This window comes from uncultured Corynebacterium sp. (genome assembly GCF_902782855.1).
Classification (GTDB): Bacteria; Actinomycetota; Actinomycetes; order Mycobacteriales; family Mycobacteriaceae; genus Corynebacterium.
Genome location: NZ_CACZOO010000011.1, coordinates 21,176 through 38,268 on the forward strand (window position 1 = coordinate 21,176; position 17,093 = coordinate 38,268).

At 69.0% G+C, this 17,093-nt stretch carries 17 protein-coding genes; 12 read left to right on the forward strand and 5 right to left on the reverse strand.

Translation table 11 applies throughout. The features are described 5' to 3' along the window. Positions 1–162 precede the first annotated feature (162 nt). The 5 genes from QZV72_RS00565 (at position 163) to QZV72_RS00585 (ending at position 6,019) form a co-directional block, all read left to right on the forward strand. Complete coding sequence (locus tag QZV72_RS00565) at positions 163–1,587, forward strand: cation:dicarboxylate symporter family transporter (RefSeq protein ID WP_297003973.1); 1,425 nt, start codon at positions 163–165, stop codon at positions 1,585–1,587. A gap of 185 nt (positions 1,588–1,772) precedes the next feature. Further along, a complete protein-coding gene (gene purS / locus QZV72_RS00570; RefSeq protein ID WP_297003975.1) occupies positions 1,773–2,027 on the forward strand; it encodes a phosphoribosylformylglycinamidine synthase subunit PurS in 255 nt (84 codons plus the stop codon). Further along, positions 2,027–2,698, forward strand: a complete 672-nt coding sequence (gene purQ / locus QZV72_RS00575) for a phosphoribosylformylglycinamidine synthase subunit PurQ (RefSeq protein WP_297003977.1) — start codon at positions 2,027–2,029, stop codon at positions 2,696–2,698. Before purS ends, purQ begins: the two co-directional genes overlap by 1 nt. A gap of 26 nt (positions 2,699–2,724) precedes the next feature. Beyond that, complete coding sequence (gene purL / locus QZV72_RS00580) at positions 2,725–5,076, forward strand: phosphoribosylformylglycinamidine synthase subunit PurL (RefSeq protein WP_297003979.1); 2,352 nt, start codon at positions 2,725–2,727, stop codon at positions 5,074–5,076. Between the two features lie 124 nt (positions 5,077–5,200). Beyond that, positions 5,201–6,019 (forward strand): hypothetical protein, encoded by an 819-nt coding sequence (locus QZV72_RS00585; RefSeq protein ID WP_297003981.1) that lies wholly within the window; start codon positions 5,201–5,203, stop codon positions 6,017–6,019. Here the strand turns inward: QZV72_RS00585 and QZV72_RS00590 are convergent. Then, on the reverse strand, positions 6,016–6,972 hold the full coding sequence (locus QZV72_RS00590) for an acyl-CoA thioesterase (RefSeq protein ID WP_297003983.1): 957 nt from the start codon (positions 6,970–6,972) through the stop codon (positions 6,016–6,018). The two genes, QZV72_RS00585 and QZV72_RS00590, sit on opposite strands and share 4 nt — an antisense overlap. A 167-nt stretch (positions 6,973–7,139) precedes the next feature. Here QZV72_RS00590 and QZV72_RS00595 point away from each other — a divergent pair, with 167 nt between their 5' ends. Continuing rightward, complete coding sequence (locus QZV72_RS00595) at positions 7,140–7,604, forward strand: sterol carrier family protein (RefSeq protein WP_297003985.1); 465 nt, start codon at positions 7,140–7,142, stop codon at positions 7,602–7,604. Further along, a complete protein-coding gene (gene purM, locus QZV72_RS00600) occupies positions 7,601–8,692 on the forward strand; it encodes a phosphoribosylformylglycinamidine cyclo-ligase (RefSeq protein ID WP_297003987.1) in 1,092 nt (363 codons plus the stop codon). Before QZV72_RS00595 ends, purM begins: the two co-directional genes overlap by 4 nt. A gap of 218 nt (positions 8,693–8,910) precedes the next feature. Here the strand turns inward: purM and QZV72_RS00605 are convergent, their stop codons facing one another. Together QZV72_RS00605 and QZV72_RS00610 are read right to left on the reverse strand one after the other, a co-directional pair. Next, entirely contained in the window at positions 8,911–9,093 is a 183-nt protein-coding gene (locus QZV72_RS00605) for a DUF3073 domain-containing protein (protein ID WP_014009112.1), read from the reverse strand. Positions 9,094–9,287: 194 nt separating this feature from the next. After that, entirely contained in the window at positions 9,288–10,463 is a 1,176-nt protein-coding gene (locus QZV72_RS00610) for a folate-binding protein YgfZ (RefSeq protein ID WP_297003992.1), read from the reverse strand. Positions 10,464–10,535: 72 nt separating this feature from the next. Between QZV72_RS00610 and QZV72_RS00615 the strand changes: the two genes are divergently transcribed. Then, positions 10,536–11,444, forward strand: coding sequence for an aminodeoxychorismate lyase (locus QZV72_RS00615; protein WP_297003994.1), 909 nt, complete (start codon positions 10,536–10,538; stop codon positions 11,442–11,444). On the opposite strand, the gene QZV72_RS00620 is transcribed toward QZV72_RS00615, so the two are convergent. Further along, on the reverse strand, positions 11,441–12,148 hold the full coding sequence (locus tag QZV72_RS00620) for an FABP family protein (RefSeq protein ID WP_297003995.1): 708 nt from the start codon (positions 12,146–12,148) through the stop codon (positions 11,441–11,443). The two genes, QZV72_RS00615 and QZV72_RS00620, sit on opposite strands and share 4 nt — an antisense overlap. After that, a complete protein-coding gene (locus QZV72_RS00625; RefSeq protein ID WP_297003998.1) occupies positions 12,129–13,007 on the reverse strand; it encodes a DUF2993 domain-containing protein in 879 nt (292 codons plus the stop codon). Before QZV72_RS00625 ends, QZV72_RS00620 begins: the two co-directional genes overlap by 20 nt. Positions 13,008–13,169: 162 nt before the next feature. On the opposite strand from QZV72_RS00625, the gene QZV72_RS00630 reads away from it, so the two are divergent. From QZV72_RS00630 to pstC, 4 genes are all read left to right on the forward strand, one after another. Then, positions 13,170–13,856, forward strand: coding sequence for a response regulator transcription factor (locus tag QZV72_RS00630; RefSeq protein WP_297003999.1), 687 nt, complete (start codon positions 13,170–13,172; stop codon positions 13,854–13,856). 3 nt (positions 13,857–13,859) lie between these two features. Beyond that, positions 13,860–14,861, forward strand: a complete 1,002-nt coding sequence (gene mshD / locus QZV72_RS00635; RefSeq protein WP_297004001.1) for a mycothiol synthase — start codon at positions 13,860–13,862, stop codon at positions 14,859–14,861. A gap of 124 nt (positions 14,862–14,985) precedes the next feature. Continuing rightward, positions 14,986–16,074, forward strand: coding sequence for a phosphate ABC transporter substrate-binding protein PstS (gene pstS / locus QZV72_RS00640; RefSeq protein WP_297004005.1), 1,089 nt, complete (start codon positions 14,986–14,988; stop codon positions 16,072–16,074). Between the two features lie 20 nt (positions 16,075–16,094). Then, on the forward strand, positions 16,095–17,093 hold a 999-nt coding region (pstC, locus tag QZV72_RS00645), incomplete at its 3' end, for a phosphate ABC transporter permease subunit PstC (RefSeq protein ID WP_297004003.1).

A 17,093-nucleotide genomic window follows, 5' to 3' on the forward strand; every position in this document is an offset into this window, starting at 1 on the left:
AGGTGACCCGAATATGTCCGGATCATGGGAAAACGGTGTCGCCGGGGACAGACCACCGGGCCCGGTGTGATGTCGCCTATACCTGAACGGCGGGGGGGAGCGGACGGAATCCGGGAAAAATCTTTTGGTGCGTCGTCCGGGCGGGGGTACCTTTCTCGTACTATGAGCAGTCAAGAGTCACCCGCGCAGGGAGGCGGCGCCACCACCCCTGCCGCCACGCTGGCGAACAAGAAGAAGACCAACAAGAGCCACTGGCTCTACATCACCGTCATCATCGCGATCGTCGCCGGTGTCATCCTCGGGCTCGTGTCGCCGACGGCGGGCGAGAACGTCAAGTTCCTCGGGACGATGTTCGTCAATCTCATCAAGATGATGATCGCCCCCATCATCTTCTGCACCATCGTCGTCGGTGTCGGCCACGTCCGTGAGGCCGCCACCGTCGGAAAGGCCGGTGGCCTCTCACTGGTCTACTTCATCATCATGTCCACCTTCGCCCTGGCCATCGGCCTGATCGTCGGTAACCTCATCGAGCCGGGCTCCGGGCTCACCATCACCCCGGGTGACTCCGACAAGTACCCCGCCGACGAGCAGAAGAGCGAGGGTGTCCAGGGCATCATCGAGGAGATCGTCCCGGACACCATCGTGTCGTCGATGACCTCGGGTGAGATCCTGCAGGCCCTGTTCATCGCCCTGATGGTCGGTTTCGCCGTCCAGGCCATGCCCAACAAGGTCGCCGGCCCGGTGCTCTACTCCGTCGAGCTGGTGCAGCAGGTCGTCTTCAAGGTCATGTCGATGGTCCTGTGGGTCGCGCCGGTCGGTGCCTTCGGCGCCATGGCCGGCGTCGTCGCCGGCAACGGCCTCAGCGCGGTGGGCAGCCTCCTCAAACTCATGCTCGCGTTCTGGATCACCTGCATCCTCTTCATCGCCATCGTCCTGGGCGTCATGCTCCGTACCGTCACCGGCCTCAACATCCTCAAGCTCCTGCGCTACCTGGGTAGTGAGTACCTGCTCATCTTCGGTACCTCCTCGTCGGAGTCCGCCCTGCCACAGCTCATCGACAAGATGAACTTCGCCGGGGTGGACAAATCCACCGTCGGTATCGTCGTGCCGACCGGATACTCGTTCAACCTCGACGGCACCGCCATCTACCTGACGATGTCCTCACTGTTCATCGCCGAGGCGATGGACATGCCGATGAGCCTCGGTGAACAGGTCGGACTCATGGTCATCATGATCATCGCCTCCAAGGGTGCCGCGGGTGTGTCCGGTGCCGGTATCGCCACCCTGGCCGCCGGTCTGCAGGCGCACGAACCGCAGATGCTCTCCGGTGTGGACACCATCCTCGGCATCGACAAGTTCATGTCCGAGGCCCGTTCCCTGACCAACTTCACCGGCAACGCCGTCGCCACGCTCCTCGTCGGCAAGTGGACGAAGTCCATCGACCTGCAGCGTGTGCGCGACGTTCTCGACCGGAAGGTGCAGTACGAGGTGGGTTCCGTCGCCGACACCACGTCGACCCCCGAGTTCGTCGGCGCCACCCCGCAGCCGGCGGTCCAGGAGCCGCAGACCGAGATCTGGAAGCCGTGACTGGCGTGCGCCCCTGACCGGGGTGCACCACTCCGGAGCCTTCAGCCCGGGGCCGTCCTGACCCTCCCGCACATGGTGCGGGAGCGGGGGACGGCCCCGGTTCGCTCCGTCCGGGCCAACCGGTAAGGTTGTGCCTGCTGAAAGCAACCCCGACCAGCAACCGCTGACTTATGGAGAGAAACACCGTGGCCCGAGTCGTTGTCAATGTCATGCCGAAGGCGGAGATCCTGGACCCCCAGGGCCAGGCCGTCGTCCGAGCCCTGGGGCGCATCGGCGTCAGCGGCGTCGCCGATGTCCGCCAGGGAAAGCGCTTCGAGCTCGAGGTCGACGGTACCGTGACCGCCGACGACCTCGACCGGATCGCCGCGACCCTCCTGGCGAACACCGTCATCGAGGATTACGAGGTCGTCACCGCCGAGCTCGCCGGGGAGAACAGGTAATGACCGTCCGTATCGGTGTCATCACCTTCCCCGGCACCCTCGACGACGTCGACGCCGCCCGCGCAGTGACCATCGCCGGCGCCGAGGCAGTCGGCCTCTGGCACGCGGACGCCGACCTCAGGGGCGTCGACGCCGTTGTCGTCCCCGGCGGTTTCTCCTACGGCGACTACCTGCGTTCCGGCGCGATCGCAGCCCAGGCCCCCGTCATGCGCTCCGTCGTCGAGCGTGCGAACGCCGGTATGCCGGTCCTCGGCATCTGCAACGGCTTCCAGATCCTCACCGAGGCCGGGCTGCTCCCCGGCGCCCTGACCCGCAACCAGGGCCTGCTCTTCCACTGCACGGACGCCGTGCTCGAGGTCGTCAACACCGACACCGCCTGGACATCCGGCTTCACCGGGGGACAGCGGATCCTCATCCCGTCGAAGCACGGTGAGGGACGCTTCCAGGCGTCCGCCGAGACCGTCGCCGAGCTGGAGGGCGAGGGCCGTGTGGTCTTCCGCTACACCGACAACGTCAACGGTTCGGTCAACGCCATCGCCGGCGTGACCTCCGCCAACGGCCGCGTCGTCGGCCTCATGCCGCACCCCGAGCACGCCGTGGAGAGCCTCACCGGCCCGTCGCTCGACGGTCTCCAGCTGTTCCTGTCCGCTGTCGGCTCCGTCGCCGCCTGATCCGCGCGTCCTCGCAAGGGAGAGAAATGACCGTCCACAACGACACCGTCGCCAACGCCGTAGCCACCCCGGATCTCGAGCAGCCCTGGGCCGAACTGGGTCTCAAGGAGGACGAGTACGCCCGCATCCGCGAGATCCTCGGACGCCGCCCCACCGCCGCCGAGCTCGCCATGTACTCCGTGATGTGGTCCGAGCACTGCTCCTACAAGTCCTCCAAGACCCACCTGCGCTACTTCGGTGAGACCACCACCGGGGAGATGCGGTCGAAGATGCTCGCCGGCATCGGTGAGAACGCCGGAGTCATCGACATCGGCGACGGTAACGCCGTCACCTTCAAGGTCGAGTCACACAACCACCCGTCCTACGTCGAGCCCTACCAGGGCGCGGCCACCGGGGTCGGCGGCATCGTCCGCGACATCATGGCCATGGGTGCCCGTCCTGTCGCCGTGATGGACCAGCTGCGCTTCGGCGCGGCCGACGCCCCGGACACCCAGCGAGTCCTGCCGGGTGTCGTCGCCGGTGTCGGCGGATACGGCAACTGTCTCGGCCTGCCGAACCTTGGTGGAGAGACCGTCTTCGACCCCTCTTACGCCGGTAACCCTCTGGTCAACGCCTTGTGCGTCGGCACGCTGAAGGTCGAGGACCTCAAGTTGGCCTTCGCCTCCGGTACCGGGAACCGTGTCATCCTCTTCGGGTCCCGCACCGGTCTCGACGGCATCGGCGGTGTGTCCGTGCTGGCCTCCGACACCTTCGAGGAGGGCGCCGAGCGTAAGCTCCCCGCCGTCCAGGTCGGCGACCCCTTCGCCGAGAAGGTGCTCATCGAGTGCTGTCTCGACCTTTACCGCGCCGGCGTGGTCGTCGGCATCCAGGACCTCGGCGGCGCGGGTCTGTCCTGCGCCACCGCCGAGCTCGCCGCCGCCGGTGACGGTGGAATGCACATCAACCTCGATCATGTCCACCTGCGCGCCGCGGACATGTCCGCCGCCGACATCCTCTCCTCGGAGTCCCAGGAGCGGATGATGGCCGTCGTCACCCCGGACAACGTGGACGCCTTCATGGAGATCTGCGCGAAGTGGGAGGTCATCGCCTCCGATCTGGGTGAGGTCACCGACGGTGAGCACCTCGTCATCGAGCACAAGGGTGAGATCGTCGTCGACGCCGACGCCGCCTCCATGGCGGACGAGGGCCCGGTCTATGAGCGTCCCTACGCGAGGCCCGCCACGCAGGACGCCCTCAACGAGGCCCCTGACCTGGCCCGGCCGGCCACCGCCGGGGAACTGCGCCAGACCGTGCTGGACCTCGCGGCGTCCCCCGCGCTGTGCTCCCGCGCCTACATCACCGAGCAGTACGACCGCTACGTCCGCGGCAACACCGTGCTGGCGAAGAACGCCGACGGCGGCGTCCTGCGTATCGACGAGGAGACCGGGCGCGGCATCGCGGTCGCCACGGACGCCTCGGGCCGCTACACCGAGCTGGACCCGAACACCGGTGCCCGCCTGGCGCTGGCCGAGGCGTACCGCAACGTCTCGGTCACCGGTGCGACCCCGGTCGCCCTGTCCAACTGCCTGAACTTCGGCTCCCCGGAGGACGCCGGCGTGATGTGGCAGTTCCGCGAGGCGGTCCACGGACTTGCCGACGGCGCCGTGGAACTGGGTATCCCGGTCACCGGCGGCAACGTCTCCTTCTACAACCAGACCGGTTCCGAGCCGATCCTGCCGACCCCGGTCATCGCCGTTCTCGGCACCATCGACGATGTCGCCACCCGCATCCCGGCCCAGGCCCCGGTCGGTGAGTACGTCCTGCTGCTCGCCGGCAGCACCACCGCCGACGAGTTCGGTGGTTCGATCTGGCAGCAGGTCGTCCATGACACGCTGGCAGGTCTGCCCCCGCAGGTCGACCTGGGTGCGGAGCAGAAGCTCGGTGCGGCACTGTCCGCCCTGCGCGGCACCGTCGCCGCGGCACACGACCTCTCCGAGGGTGGTCTGTCCCAGGCACTCGTCGAGTTCGCCGTGCAGTCCGGCGCCGCCGTCTCCGTCGATCCGACCGCGGCCCTCGCACCGGACGCGACCACCGGGTCGGCGGTTCCGGATGTCTTCACCGCCCTGTTCTCCGAGACCGCGACCCGTGTGCTCGTGGCGGTCGCCGCGGACAGGGTGGCGGAGGCGGAGTCCGGCTTCGCCGACAACGGTGTGCCTGTCGCCAGGCTCGGTGAAGCGGTCGTCTCCGGTGACGCCACCGACGGGGAGGGGCAGGTCATCGCCGTGACCACCGACAGCGCGGCCTTCACCCTGCCGGTCGCCGAGGCGCGTGCCGCCTGGGAGGGCACGCTGCCGGACCTGTTCAGTCACGCGGTCGGCGCCAATTCCGTCGTCGACTGACGTCGGCGTCGGCCGGGCCGTCCCCGGCCCCGGCCGATCTTCGGGCACCACGGATCCACGTCTCCGGTGAGACTTTTGTTAGTTTTATGGGGAGTTGACGTCAGCGTGGAATGAGGAGAACCCTGTGCCAGAGAATCCGTGGTCCAGTATCGGCAATGGTGAGACCAGACAGTGGGCACCGGTCACCCCACCCGGGGGCACCGGTCCTGTCGGTCCCACCGGCCCGGTCGGCCCGGTCGGTCCGGTCGGTCCGCAGGATCCCACCGGTCAACGGCATCCCGGGGGAGGGAACGGTGGGCTGGTCGTCGCGGTGGTCGCTGCCACGCTCGCCGTCGCCGTGCTGGCCGGCGTGATCATCTGGCTCTTCGTCCGGGGCGGTGGCGACGACCGCGACACCACCGCGGCCCCCTCCACCCCGCAGTTCAGCGGGGTGCAGACCGCCACCCGGTCAGCCACCGCGGCACCGGAACCGGAGTCCGGCCCAGAGCCCGAGCCGACCGTGGCGTCCCCGATCCGGGGGAACACCGGTTCCGGTGGTTCCGGTTCCGGCGGGTCAGGTTCCGGCGGGTCAGGTTCCGGTGGTTCCGGTTCCCTGCCGGCCGGGCTGAGCTACAGTGGCTGGACCGGGTACAGTGACGCGTCCTGCAACGCCGACGACACCTGGGTCTACGCTGGCGGGAACAGCTCCACGAAGGTCGTCGTGTGCCGGGCTACGGCGAGGGACGGCTCACCGCTCGGCCTCTACTACCGCGGGTACGCCGGTGGAAAAGGACTGGAGCTCGATGTCGACATGTCCACCGCCGACGTCTCCGACGCCTACTACGAGATTCCCGCCAACCCGGCGAAGATCGTCATCGATGGTCCCGAGATGACCGTCTCCGAGGGCGGAACCGTGAAGAAGACCCACGACTTCGACAGGTACTGGTACGACGGGACGGCCTAGTTCACCGGGTACTGCGGCTCCTCGCGCAGCGGACGGAACAGCGGCTCGGGGGAGTACTTCGTCCGCAGTTCCCGCAGGGTCAGTGCATGCTGTTCCAGACGCCGGTCCTCCGGGGACACCGGCGTGAAGGTGCGGGCGTTGAGCGGATGGCCGTCCAGGTCGATGCCCACGTAGGTCATGGACGCGTGGATCGCGACCGGCAGGTTGCCGGTGCCCTCACGGGGGTCACCGGCCCGAAGATGCACGGTGACGGCCATTGACCGGGTGTCGGTGCGGATCAGGCGGGCCTCCACCTCCACCAGGTCCCCGATGTGCACCGGCCGGTAGAAGCGGACCCCGCCGGCGTAGACCGCCACCGTCTGTTCGCCGGACCACGCCATCGTGCACGCGGTCGCGGCCTCGTCGATCCACTCCATCGCGGTACCGCCGTGGACGTTACCGCCCCAGTTGACGTCGGTCGGCTTCGCCATGAACCGGTGCACCATCTGTGGTGCTGTCCCGGAACCGGTGTAGCTCTGCTTGAGCATCTCCTCCTCGATGGCCTTGCGCAGCCGGACACGGGACAGTGCCGCGTCGGCCACACGGCGTTCCTCGTCATTGCGTGGCTCGAAGTGCGGGACCGGGGTGGAGTGCCGGTTCTCGTCCATCGCCACGAAGATGACGAGGCAGTCGCAGGCGCGGGTGAAGATCAACTCGCGCGGGTCGGCCGAGAGCACCTCGTTGACGATGTGCATCGACGACCGCCCGGTGTAGGCGATCCGGGAACGCACCTCCACCACATGGCCCGAGGGGATCGGCCGGGTGAAGTGGATGTGCCCGACATAGGCGGTCACACAGTACGCTCCGGACCATCCCACGGCGCAGGCGTAGGCGCCCTTGTCTATCCACTCGAGGACGCGCCCGCCGTGGACACCGTTCGCCCCCTGCATCAGCACGTCCGTCGGCGCCGCCATAAACCGCAGCGTCACCTCGGGTGAGGGGGAACGTCCCACGTCATTCGCTGCTTCCGTCACCGTTCCATGCCCTTCGTTCCTCCGTCTGTCGTGTACACCACTGCCATCCTATGTCCGTTCGCGACGCCCCGTGTGCCGTTCCCCGTCACGCACCTAGAATGGCCGCCATGTCACCGCAGAAAAGGGGCGGCCCACCTGCCGCGAGCACCGGGAACAACATCGACCCTGAGCGGGTCCGGGCGGCCCTGGTCGCCGTGGGCGACTGGATCGCCGCCGGGGAGGAGGAGGTGTCGACCGGTGCGGTGCCACGCCCCTCCCGTGCCGCTGTGGCCGAAGCCTGCAGGCTCAGCGCCGCCCTGCTCGGGGAGGACGCCCCGGGCCACAGTGTCGAGGTGCGCATCCCCCCGTTCGCCGCGGTGCAGTGCATCGCCGGATCGGTCCACCGTCGGGGGACACCGCCGAACGTCGTCCAGTGCGCCCCACGTACCTGGCTCCGGCTGGCCACCGGGCTGGACACTCTCGCTGACGCGGTGGCTGCGGGGGCGGAGGTGTCGGGGGCGCACGCCGGCGATGTCGCGCACTGGCTCCCGGTGGTGGATCTGGGCTGGGGACCGGGTAGGGTGGGTGCGTGACTGAGACGAACGATTCCTCCATCCCCGACAATTCGGCAGCAGGCGCCAGTTACGCCGCCGCCGGTGTGGACATCGAGGCCGGTGACCGCGCGGTGGAGCTGTTCGCTCCGCTGGCGAAGAAGGCCACCCGCCCGGAGGTCCGGGGCGGTCTCGGCGGATTCGCCGGGCTCTTCGCCCTCGGTGAGTACGACAAGCCCCTGCTCGCCGCAGGGTCCGACGGCGTGGGCACCAAGGTCGCCGTCGCCCAGGCGATGGACAAGCACGACACCATCGGACGCGACCTCGTCGCCATGGTCGTCGACGACCTCGTGGTCTGCGGTGCGGAGCCGCTGTTCCTCCAGGACTACATCGCCATCGGCAAGGTCGTGCCCGAGCACGTCGCCTCGATCGTCTCGGGTATCGCCGCGGGCTGCATCGACGCCGGCTGTGCCCTCCTCGGTGGGGAGACCGCCGAGCACCCCGGCCTCATGGAGGTCGGCGAGTACGACATCTCCGCCACCGCGGTGGGTGTCGTCGAAGAAGATGAACTGCTCGGCCCCGACCGGGTCCGCAGTGGTGACGTCGTCATCGCGATGGCCAGCTCCGGTCTGCACTCAAACGGCTACTCCCTGGCCCGCCACGTCCTGCTGGAACAGGCGGGGCTGCCGCTCGACGGCTACGTCGCAGATTTCGGTCGCACCCTCGGTGAGGAGCTGCTGGAACCGACCCGCATCTACGCCAAGGACTGCCTGGCGTTGGCCGCCGAGTGCGACGTCCACACCTACTCCCACGTCACCGGTGGTGGTCTGGCCGCCAATCTTGCCAGGGTGATCCCCGAGGGGCTCACCGCCGAGCTGGACCGCGGCACCTGGACCCCGGGGCCGGTGTTCCGGACCATCGCCCGCCTCGGCAAGGTTTCCCGGGAGGAGATGGACAAGACCTTCAACATGGGGGTCGGTATGGTCGCCGTGGTCTCCGAGGAGGACGCCGAGCGTGCCCTCGCCATGTTGACGGCCCGTCACATCGACTGCTGGAACCTGGGCCGGGTGCGCCTGGCGAGGGAAGGGGAGACCGAGCGCGCCGTGCTCACCGGAGAGCACCGCCGCTAGGTCGGCGCGTGCCCTGCACACCCCCGGGGGACCGGGCGTGGTGTGCGTGGCTGACGGCGGTGGGACAGGGGGAACGCAAACTGCGCGGGGAGCGGGCCGGGGGAGCGGTCACCTGCGCAGGCCCCCTGGGGACACCGAAACCCCGCATGCCGGTTGAGAGGCGGCGTGCGGGGTCGGACGGTGGGCCGGAAGTGGAAAGCCTCCGGGACGGGGATGGCCTACCGGCCGGAATCGTCCGGGCCCCACTCCTCCCACTCGGCGTAGTCCTCTTCGGACGCCGCCTCATGCGGGTGTTCATTCGAGAGTTCACGCTGGAGACTGTCCAGGTCCATCTCGGGAGAGTTGTACTTGAGCTGACGGGCGACTTTCGTCTGCTTCGCCTTGGCGCGGCCGCGACCCATGGCCTACCCCCTCGGGTGTACTCGCGCAGCGGACAGGGATTCAACCGCACACGCATATGTCTTGTATCTGTTCCTGGCACCACAATAGCGGGTGCCGGTGAAAATTTCAGAACCGACCCCCGCGAAGGAGCGTCACCTGCACCGGAACAGCGGGTCGCACCCCGGGCGGCGCACCGTGGACGTCACCGGCCGAGTCACCGACCCCTCAATCTGTCGACCGCGGCGCGACCCGGACTCACCGTGTGGTCCACATGCAGGTCATCCGGGTCGATCGCGGCGTCCACCCCGTCAGCCGACAGTGGTGGGGCGCTGCCCTCCGCGACAGCTTCGACCACCGCCCGCTTCACCAGGGCCAGGGCCACCGGTCCGTAGTCGGCGTCCTGGACGGGGGTACCGACCCGACCCACGGTGCGTCCACCCGCGGTCACCGCAGAACCCGTCTCCGGCAGTCGGCCGGCGGACCCGTCGAGCTGGAGCAGGACGAGCAGTCGGGGCGGCCGGCCGAGGTTGTGGACCCGGGACACCGTCTCCTGGCCGCGGTAGCAGCCCTTGTTGAGGTGCACCGCACCGTCGGACGGGCCCGCTGAGTCATCGGCGAGCCTGGTCGCCCCGCGGATACCTGTGCCGATCCAGAACGGGACCTCGTGCGGGATGAGGCGGTCATCGGTGTCCACCCCCGGCACGGGGTGGCGGTCACGCAGACGCCAGGCGTCCACCGCCGCACCGCCGGTCGCCCGGGCGCCGGCGGCGACCAGGGAGTCCCAGACCCCGACCACGGCGGCCCTCGGCACCCACAGGTCCGTGACTGGCACACCCGAGGTCACCCGGGTCCGCCAGAACTGCGCCGACGGGGCCAGCGGGGTTGTCGTGCCGGCGCGACCGGGGCCGGGGAAGCCGGCGTCGGCGTCCCGACCCATCAGGCTGAGCCGGGTCAGGTCGGTGCGGTGGATCTCCACCTTCGCCCAGAAGACCATCCTGCGCAGGAAGTCCTCCAGTGCGTCCGCGTGACCGGCGGCGACATCGAGGATGACCGCGGGCATCCCGTCCACATCCACGACGCAGATGCCGAACTCCTGCTCCACCCGCCCACGGGCGTCCAGCAGCAGTCCGTCGGTGGCGGTGCCGGGCGCGGCGGCGTCCACCTTCTGGGAGATGAAGCCGTTGAGCCAGCTCCGCGCCTCCTCCCCGGTGACCAGCAGCGCGACACGGTCCCAGCCGTCGGCCAGTCCCGCAGCACCCTCGTCGACGCGGGTCTGCTCGACCAACGGGGCGCCGTAGTGGCGGGCGGTGACGGACCCGACCCCCGAGCCGTCCTGTGTGCTCGCCGCCGAAACATGGGCGACGATCGGTGAAATCTCCGGAGCACTCACACCTTCAACTGTAGCTCAGTGCAGGTGTCCCCGCCGGGCTTCCGCGACGCCGGTGCGACCTAGGATGGTTCCATGACCACTTCCGCAGTGTGCGGCCCCCGCGCCGTCGTCGACGTCCACCCCGCCGGGGACGAATCCCCTGAACTGCTCGACCCGGACCGACCGGTGCTTTTCATCGATGATCTCGCCGCCGTCCGCGGCGACGGTGTCTTCGAGACCCTCATGGTCCGCGACGGCGCGGTGCGCAACCTCGACCGGCACACCGCACGCTTCATCAACAGCTCCGCCATGCTCGACCTGCCCGCCCCCGACGTCGACCGGTGGCACGCGGCCACGGACCTCGCCCTGGCACACTGGACGGAAGCAGGCGGTCGTGACGGTTCGCTGCGCTGGATGTACTCCCGCGGTCGGGAGACCACCGGCAGGCGGACCGGGTGGGTCACCGTCGCCCCCGAGTCGCCCGCCGTCACCCGCGACCGCGAGCGGGGGGTGCGGGTGATGACCGCCCAGCGCGGCTACAGTCTCGACATCACCAGGGACGCCGCTCCCTGGGCCCTCGTCGGCGCGAAGACCCTCTCCTACGCGGCGAACATGGCGGCGCTACGTTACGCGAGGTCCCACGACCTCGACGACGTCATCTTCACCGGTGACGGCGAGCGTGTCCTCGAGGGGCCGACGTCCACCGTCATCGCCGTGCGCGACCGTGCCGGACGACGCGAGATCCTCACCCCCCTCCACGAGGTCGGGGTCCTGCCGGGAACCACCCAGGCGGCGATGTTCCGCTGCGCGACCGACGCCGGCTGGACCTGCTCGGAGAAGCCGCTCACCATCGCCGACCTGCGGGAGGCCGACGGTGTCTGGCTGCTGTCGTCGGTGCGCCGCTACGCGCGGGTCACCTCGTTGGACGGCACCGTCCTGGACCGTCCGGCGTGCGCCGACGATATCGAGGACCTGGCCACCCGCGCCGCAGAAGGACGCTAGCCGATCACGCGGGTCAGCTCGGCGGACATCCACGGAGTGAGTGCCCCGTCCGACTCCCCGCCGTTCCCCCCCCGGGTGACGCGCTCGTCGACCCACCCGAGGTGGTTGTTCGGCATCAGGCCGTAGAGCCGCTTGCCCGGGCCGAGTGTGGCGGGTCCGGTCTCGGTGACCATGGTCGACGCGCTCTCCAGCTGCCACGCCCGCTCGTTCAGCGGGGCACCGTACATGATCTCCACCGCACCGTCGCTGTGCGCGGAGACGAACTCGATGTTGTCCTTGAGGTCGATGCGCAGGAACCCGGTCTCACGGCGGTCCGGGCCGGTGGCCCTCCCCTCGTCGTCGAGCCGCCAGATGCGGGAGGAGTAGCTGATGTAGTTCTCGCCGTCGTGGGCGAAGACGACCTGCTGCCCGAAGGCGTAGGGGGCGGAGCCGTCGGTGGGGGCCGCGTTGCCCTCGCCGCGCCACACTCCGATGAGGGGGAGCAGGGCCAGCAGCCCGTCGTGCAGGCTCGGTCCCTGACGCAGATTGGCCGTGTCCTCGGCGACAGGGAGGTCCCCGAGGGTCGGTATGTTGAGGTTCGCGGTGGTCTTCGCCTGTGCGGCGGCGCGGGCGACGGCGTCGTTGCCGTCGAGGGGGGAGTCACTCATGACATCCAGCATACGGCCCTGTGCCGGACGGCAGGTCCTACAGGCCGGCCCGCTCATCCTCGCCCAGTGGTGCCGAACGCGGCGCGAGATCGGAGATCCCCACCCGGGTGAAGTTCTGCTCCGACTCGATGTACAGGGCGCCGCCGTTGACGTACACCCGGCCCGGCTTCGACCGCAGTGGCAGGGTGGTTCCGGGAAGCTCGAGGGTGAACGCCGCCATGATGCGGTCACGGGTGGTGGCGTCCACGGCGTGCTTCCCACCGTCGCCGCGGGAGGTGTCCCCGCCGACGGAGATGATGCGGGTCGGCAGCAGGCGGACGTCGCCCTCCCACACGCGCAGCCGCATCTCGACCGCCACCTCGGTGTCGATCCCGGAGACGTCGCGCGGGGTGGCGGTGAAGTAGGCCTCGGTCTCCCAACCGCCGGAGGGGGAGATGTCCTCCACACCCTGGATGTTGAGGTCGGAGAAGCCGTCCCCGCCGTCGGACCCGCCGGTCATCAGGCCACCCAACGCCACCGGGTCGAGTTGCAGCCGGGTGAAGACCTTGCGGGCCGGGGCGTCCTCGAAGTCACCGGAGAGGATCTCGTCGCGTGTCAGGGTGATCTTCTGTGCGGAGGAGGTCACCGACACCCGGGCGAAACCGGGGACCTCGACGTCCTGCGCCTCCACCGACACCGAGGAGAGCTCATGGGACCAGAGGGACGCGCTCACGGGCATCCCGCCGACCTGTACCGCGGGCGGTGACGCCAGCTGTGAGTCGTGCCAGATCCGCTGGGAGATCTCTCGCTCCACCTTCGCGGCGACGAGACTGTCGGCGACGACCGCAGCCCCGGCCAGCGCCAGCACCGTCACAACGACGACGGTGAGGACACGCAACGGGCGTCGGTGGGGCGTGCGTTCAGCGGTCCGGGTCACCGCTCCAGCATAGAGGAGACGGCCAGGTACCCGGGGCAGGCGATGTTACGGCAACGTTTCCGCTGGTGTTCACGTCGACGGTCGAGGGGAGAGACGCTTTCCCGACGTGTAACCTCATGGTGGTCACAGAGAAATCGACGTGAAGTGGGAAGGACGCCGGCCGTGAAACTGACCGTGCTCTCGGAGAAGGACGATATCGCGAAGGTCCTGCCCTCACTGGCGCTGCTGTCCCATGAGACGCTCCTGTTGGAAGCCACGGCGGCGTCGGTCCGTGAGGTGGGGGACGCCGAGATCGTCCTCGTCGACGTCACCGGCCGGAACCTGCTGGGTATCCGCGACCTGTGCCGCTCCGTCGCCGCCGCCCACCCCACCCTCCCGGTCGCCGTGGCTATCGAGGAGACCAGCGTCATCGCCCTTGACGGCTCCTGGGCGGTGGACGACTTCATCCTCCCCACCGCCACCCCCACCGAGGTGGACGCGAGACTGCGGATGCTCATGACCCGGCGTCCGGTACCCGTCGAGGAGGCGGAGGACAGCCAGGTCGCGTCGATCGGCGGTCTCATCGTCGACGAGGTCACCTACGTCGCCCGGGTGGAGGGCCGCCCCCTCGACCTCACCTACAAGGAGTTCGAGCTCCTGTACTTCCTCGTCAAGCACGCCGGGCGGGTCTTCAGCCGTGAACAGCTGCTCCAGGACGTGTGGGGCTACGACTACTTCGGTGGTACCCGGACAGTGGACGTGCACGTCCGGCGCCTGCGGGCGAAGCTCGGCCACGACTACGAGAAGGTCATCGCGACCGTGCGTAATGTGGGGTACAAGGCCGTGGACATCAGCGGAGACGGGAGATAGACGGTGATCGCCTACCGGTGGCTCGAGGACGGGACCGAACAGCAGCAGGAGAGCTGGCGGGAGGGGCTCGCTGAGCTGCTCGCCGCTGTCGCCGGGGCGGACGGGGTCCCCGCCCTTTCGGAGGAGTTCGTCCGTGCGATCCGGGAGCCCGGGGAATCCGCCGGGCACCGTCAGCTGCTCGCGCTGGACACCCCCGGTGGCACCGGGCGAGTCATCGGTGTCCTCGCCGTCGACGTGCCCGACATCGACGACGCCGCCGGCACCGCGGAGATTGCGGTGCACCCGGAGTTCCGTCGCCGGGGCACCGCCACCGGGCTGTTGCGGGAGGCCGGCAGGGGAATGGACCCGGAGTCGCAGTTCAGCGTCTGGGCCCACGGCAACCTCGTCGGCGCCCGCGCTCTCGCCACGGGACGCAACGCCCGCACGGTCCGCGAGCTGCTGAAGATGACCGTGCGTTGCGGCCCCGGTGACCCGACCCGTGAGCCGCTCGTCGCCGGCGCGGTCACCGCGCGGACCGCCGTGGCGGAGGCGGGGATGGAGGTCCTCGACTATCCGGCGGCCTGCGCGGCCTTCGGCCCGGACCTCGTCGACGCCGAATGGCTCCGGGTCAACAACGAGGCCTTCGCCTGGCATCCGGAGCAGGGCGGCTGGGACGCCGACCGGCTGCGGCGCGCGCGGGACACCGACTGGTTCGACCCGCACGGCGTCCTCATGCTGTGGACCCGGGACGAGAGCCAGGGCCCGCAGTGCACCGGCCTGCACTGGACGAAGTTCCCGGCGGGGGAGACCCACGGCGAGGTGTACGTGGTGTGTCTGGCCGACGCGTCCCGCGGCAAGGGGCTCGGTGGCCCGGTGACGCTGCTCGGCATCGGGCACCTCATCGACGCCGGTGCGCAGGCGGTGGACCTCTACGTCGAGGGTGACAACACCCCCGCGGTGGCCACCTACCGACGGCTCGGTTTCGAGGTCGTCCACCGGGACGTCGTCTACCGCGGCATGGTTTAGCGGGTCGTCCCCACTGCAGTTCACGGAGAGTTCATTCGGGTGGCCTCTGGCGGCCATCTCGGGCGGTTAACCTCAGCGGTGATCACTACGACGACGTTGAAAGAGGATCCTTTCCGTGAAGACCATGAAGTACTCCGCCGCCCTGGCCACCGTGGCCGTCGGCTCGCTGCTGCTCACCTCCTGCTCGAACTCAGACAACGGCGATTCCGGTGCGGAGGCCACCTCCACCTTCGATCTCACGAACACCACCGGTGAACTCCAGGGTGAGGGTGCCAGCTCCCAGCAGAAGGCGATGGAGCTCTTCGGCGTCGCCTACCAGTCCGCCGTCCCGGGCGCGTCACTGTCCTACAACGCCACCGGCTCCGGTGCCGGCCAGAAGCAGTTCATCGCCGGTCAGGTCGACTTCGGCGGCTCTGACTCGGCGCTGAAGGACGACCAGGTCGCCGACGCCGCGAAGCGCTGTGGCGGCAACGAAGCCTGGCACCTGCCGATGGTTGTCGGACCGGTTGCCATCGCCTTCCACATCGACGGCATCGACACCCTCAACCTCTCCGTCGACACTGTCGCGAAGATCTTCAAGGGTGAGATCAGCAACTGGAACGATCCGGCCATCGCCGCCGAGAACGAGGGTGTGGACCTGCCGGACCTGCCGGTGAGCGTCCTGTACCGGGCGGAGGAGTCGGGTACCTCCGACAACTTCCAGGCCTTCCTCAAGTCCGCGACGAACGGTTACTGGGACACCGAGGGCAAGACCTTCCCGACCAAGGTCGGCGCCGGTGCGCAGGGCTCCTCGGGCGTCGCCGACCAGGTCAAGGCCACCAACGGTGCGGTCACCTACGTCGAGTCCGGCTACGCCACCGCCGCCGGTCTCGGCGTCGCCGCCCTCGACTTCGGTGCCGGCCCGGTCACGCTGAGCACCGAGAGCGTCAACAAGGCCCTCGCCGACGCCACCTTCTCCGGTAAGGGAAACAACCTCGTCGTCGACTCCGACTCCCTGTTCGCGTCCAAGGCCTCCGGCGCCTACCCGCTGGCCCTGACCACCTACGAGATCGTCTGCTCCGCAGGCTACGACGCGGACACCTCCGGCCGGGTCAAGGACTTCCTCCACGTCATCCTCGACAACCAGAACGAGTCACTGGAGGAGGCCGGCTATGTCCCGCTCTCCGGTACCTTCCGCGACAAGCTCGTGACCGCCGTCGACGCCATCGCCTGACCGACAGGACCGCAACCACCATGCCCAGCACAGACCCGGTGACGGAACCGGGCGCAGATCCGGAAGGCGTCGTCGCCACGACCGGTGCCGGCGGGGACGACCTGACCGGGGACGCCGGAACACCGTCGGCCCCCGACCGCGCGACGGCGGGTCCCGGTGACACGGGGTCCCGGACATCCGGACTTACCTCGGGAAAGTCCCGGCGGGCCGGTGACCGGATCTTCGAGAGTCTCACCACCGGCTCCGCAGTCCTCATCACCGTCTTCATCGCCGCGATCGCGATCTTCCTCATCGTCCAGGCGGTTCCCGCCCTGGCGAAGGAACGGGACGGTATCGGAGCCTTCTTCACCCATTCCGGAGCCTGGAACCTCAACTACGCGACCAACGAGGGCGGGTGGATGGAGTTCGGCATCCCGAACCTGTTCTTCACGACCGTCCTGGCCTCCGCTCTCGCCCTGGCCATCGCCATGCCGGTCGCCCTGGGTATCGCGATCTTCCTCTCGAACTACTGCCCGAAACGCCTGGTGCGACCCCTCGGATTCATGGTCGACCTGCTCGCCGCGGTGCCGTCGATCGTCTTCGGTATCTGGGGCATGCAGGTGCTGGGCCCTTCACTCGGCGGTATCTTCGAGTGGGTCCACAGCTGGGCCGGGGGCTTCTTTCTCTTCCAGTGGGACCAGCAGACCTCTCCGGCGTTCTCGACCAGCCGGAACGTCTTCACCGGTGGTGTGGTCCTGGCGATCATGATCCTCCCGATCATCGCCGCGACGACCCGGGAGGTCTTCGTCCAGACGCCGCGTGGGCACATCGAGGCAGCTCTGGCGCTCGGCGCGACCCGGTGGGAGGTGGTCCGCCTGACGGTCCTCCCCTTCGGACGGTCCGGCTACGTCTCCGGCGCCATGCTGGGCCTCGGCCGGGCGCTCGGCGAGACCATGGCCCTGTACATGGTCATCGCGTCCGCCCCCGGATTCCGGTGGTCGCTGCTCGACGGTGGGACGACCTTCGCCACCGCCATCGCC

Excerpts from the sequence above, each read along its gene's own strand:
- purQ (WP_297003977.1), top strand. The coding sequence starts at position 2,027 with ATGACCGTCCGTATCGGTGTCATCACCTTCCCCGGCACCCTCGACGAC.
- QZV72_RS00605 (WP_014009112.1), bottom strand. The coding sequence starts at position 9,093 with ATGGGTCGCGGCCGCGCCAAGGCGAAGCAGACGAAAGTCGCCCGTCAG.
- purL (WP_297003979.1), top strand. The coding sequence starts at position 2,725 with ATGACCGTCCACAACGACACCGTCGCCAACGCCGTAGCCACCCCGGAT.
- pstS (WP_297004005.1), top strand. The coding sequence starts at position 14,986 with ATGAAGTACTCCGCCGCCCTGGCCACCGTGGCCGTCGGCTCGCTGCTG.
- QZV72_RS00615 (WP_297003994.1), top strand. The coding sequence starts at position 10,536 with ATGACCACTTCCGCAGTGTGCGGCCCCCGCGCCGTCGTCGACGTCCAC.
- QZV72_RS00590 (WP_297003983.1), bottom strand. The coding sequence starts at position 6,972 with ATGGCGGCGCCGACGGACGTGCTGATGCAGGGGGCGAACGGTGTCCAC.
- QZV72_RS00620 (WP_297003995.1), bottom strand. The coding sequence starts at position 12,148 with ATGAGCGGGCCGGCCTGTAGGACCTGCCGTCCGGCACAGGGCCGTATG.
- QZV72_RS00565 (WP_297003973.1), top strand. The coding sequence starts at position 163 with ATGAGCAGTCAAGAGTCACCCGCGCAGGGAGGCGGCGCCACCACCCCT.
- QZV72_RS00595 (WP_297003985.1), top strand. The coding sequence starts at position 7,140 with ATGTCACCGCAGAAAAGGGGCGGCCCACCTGCCGCGAGCACCGGGAAC.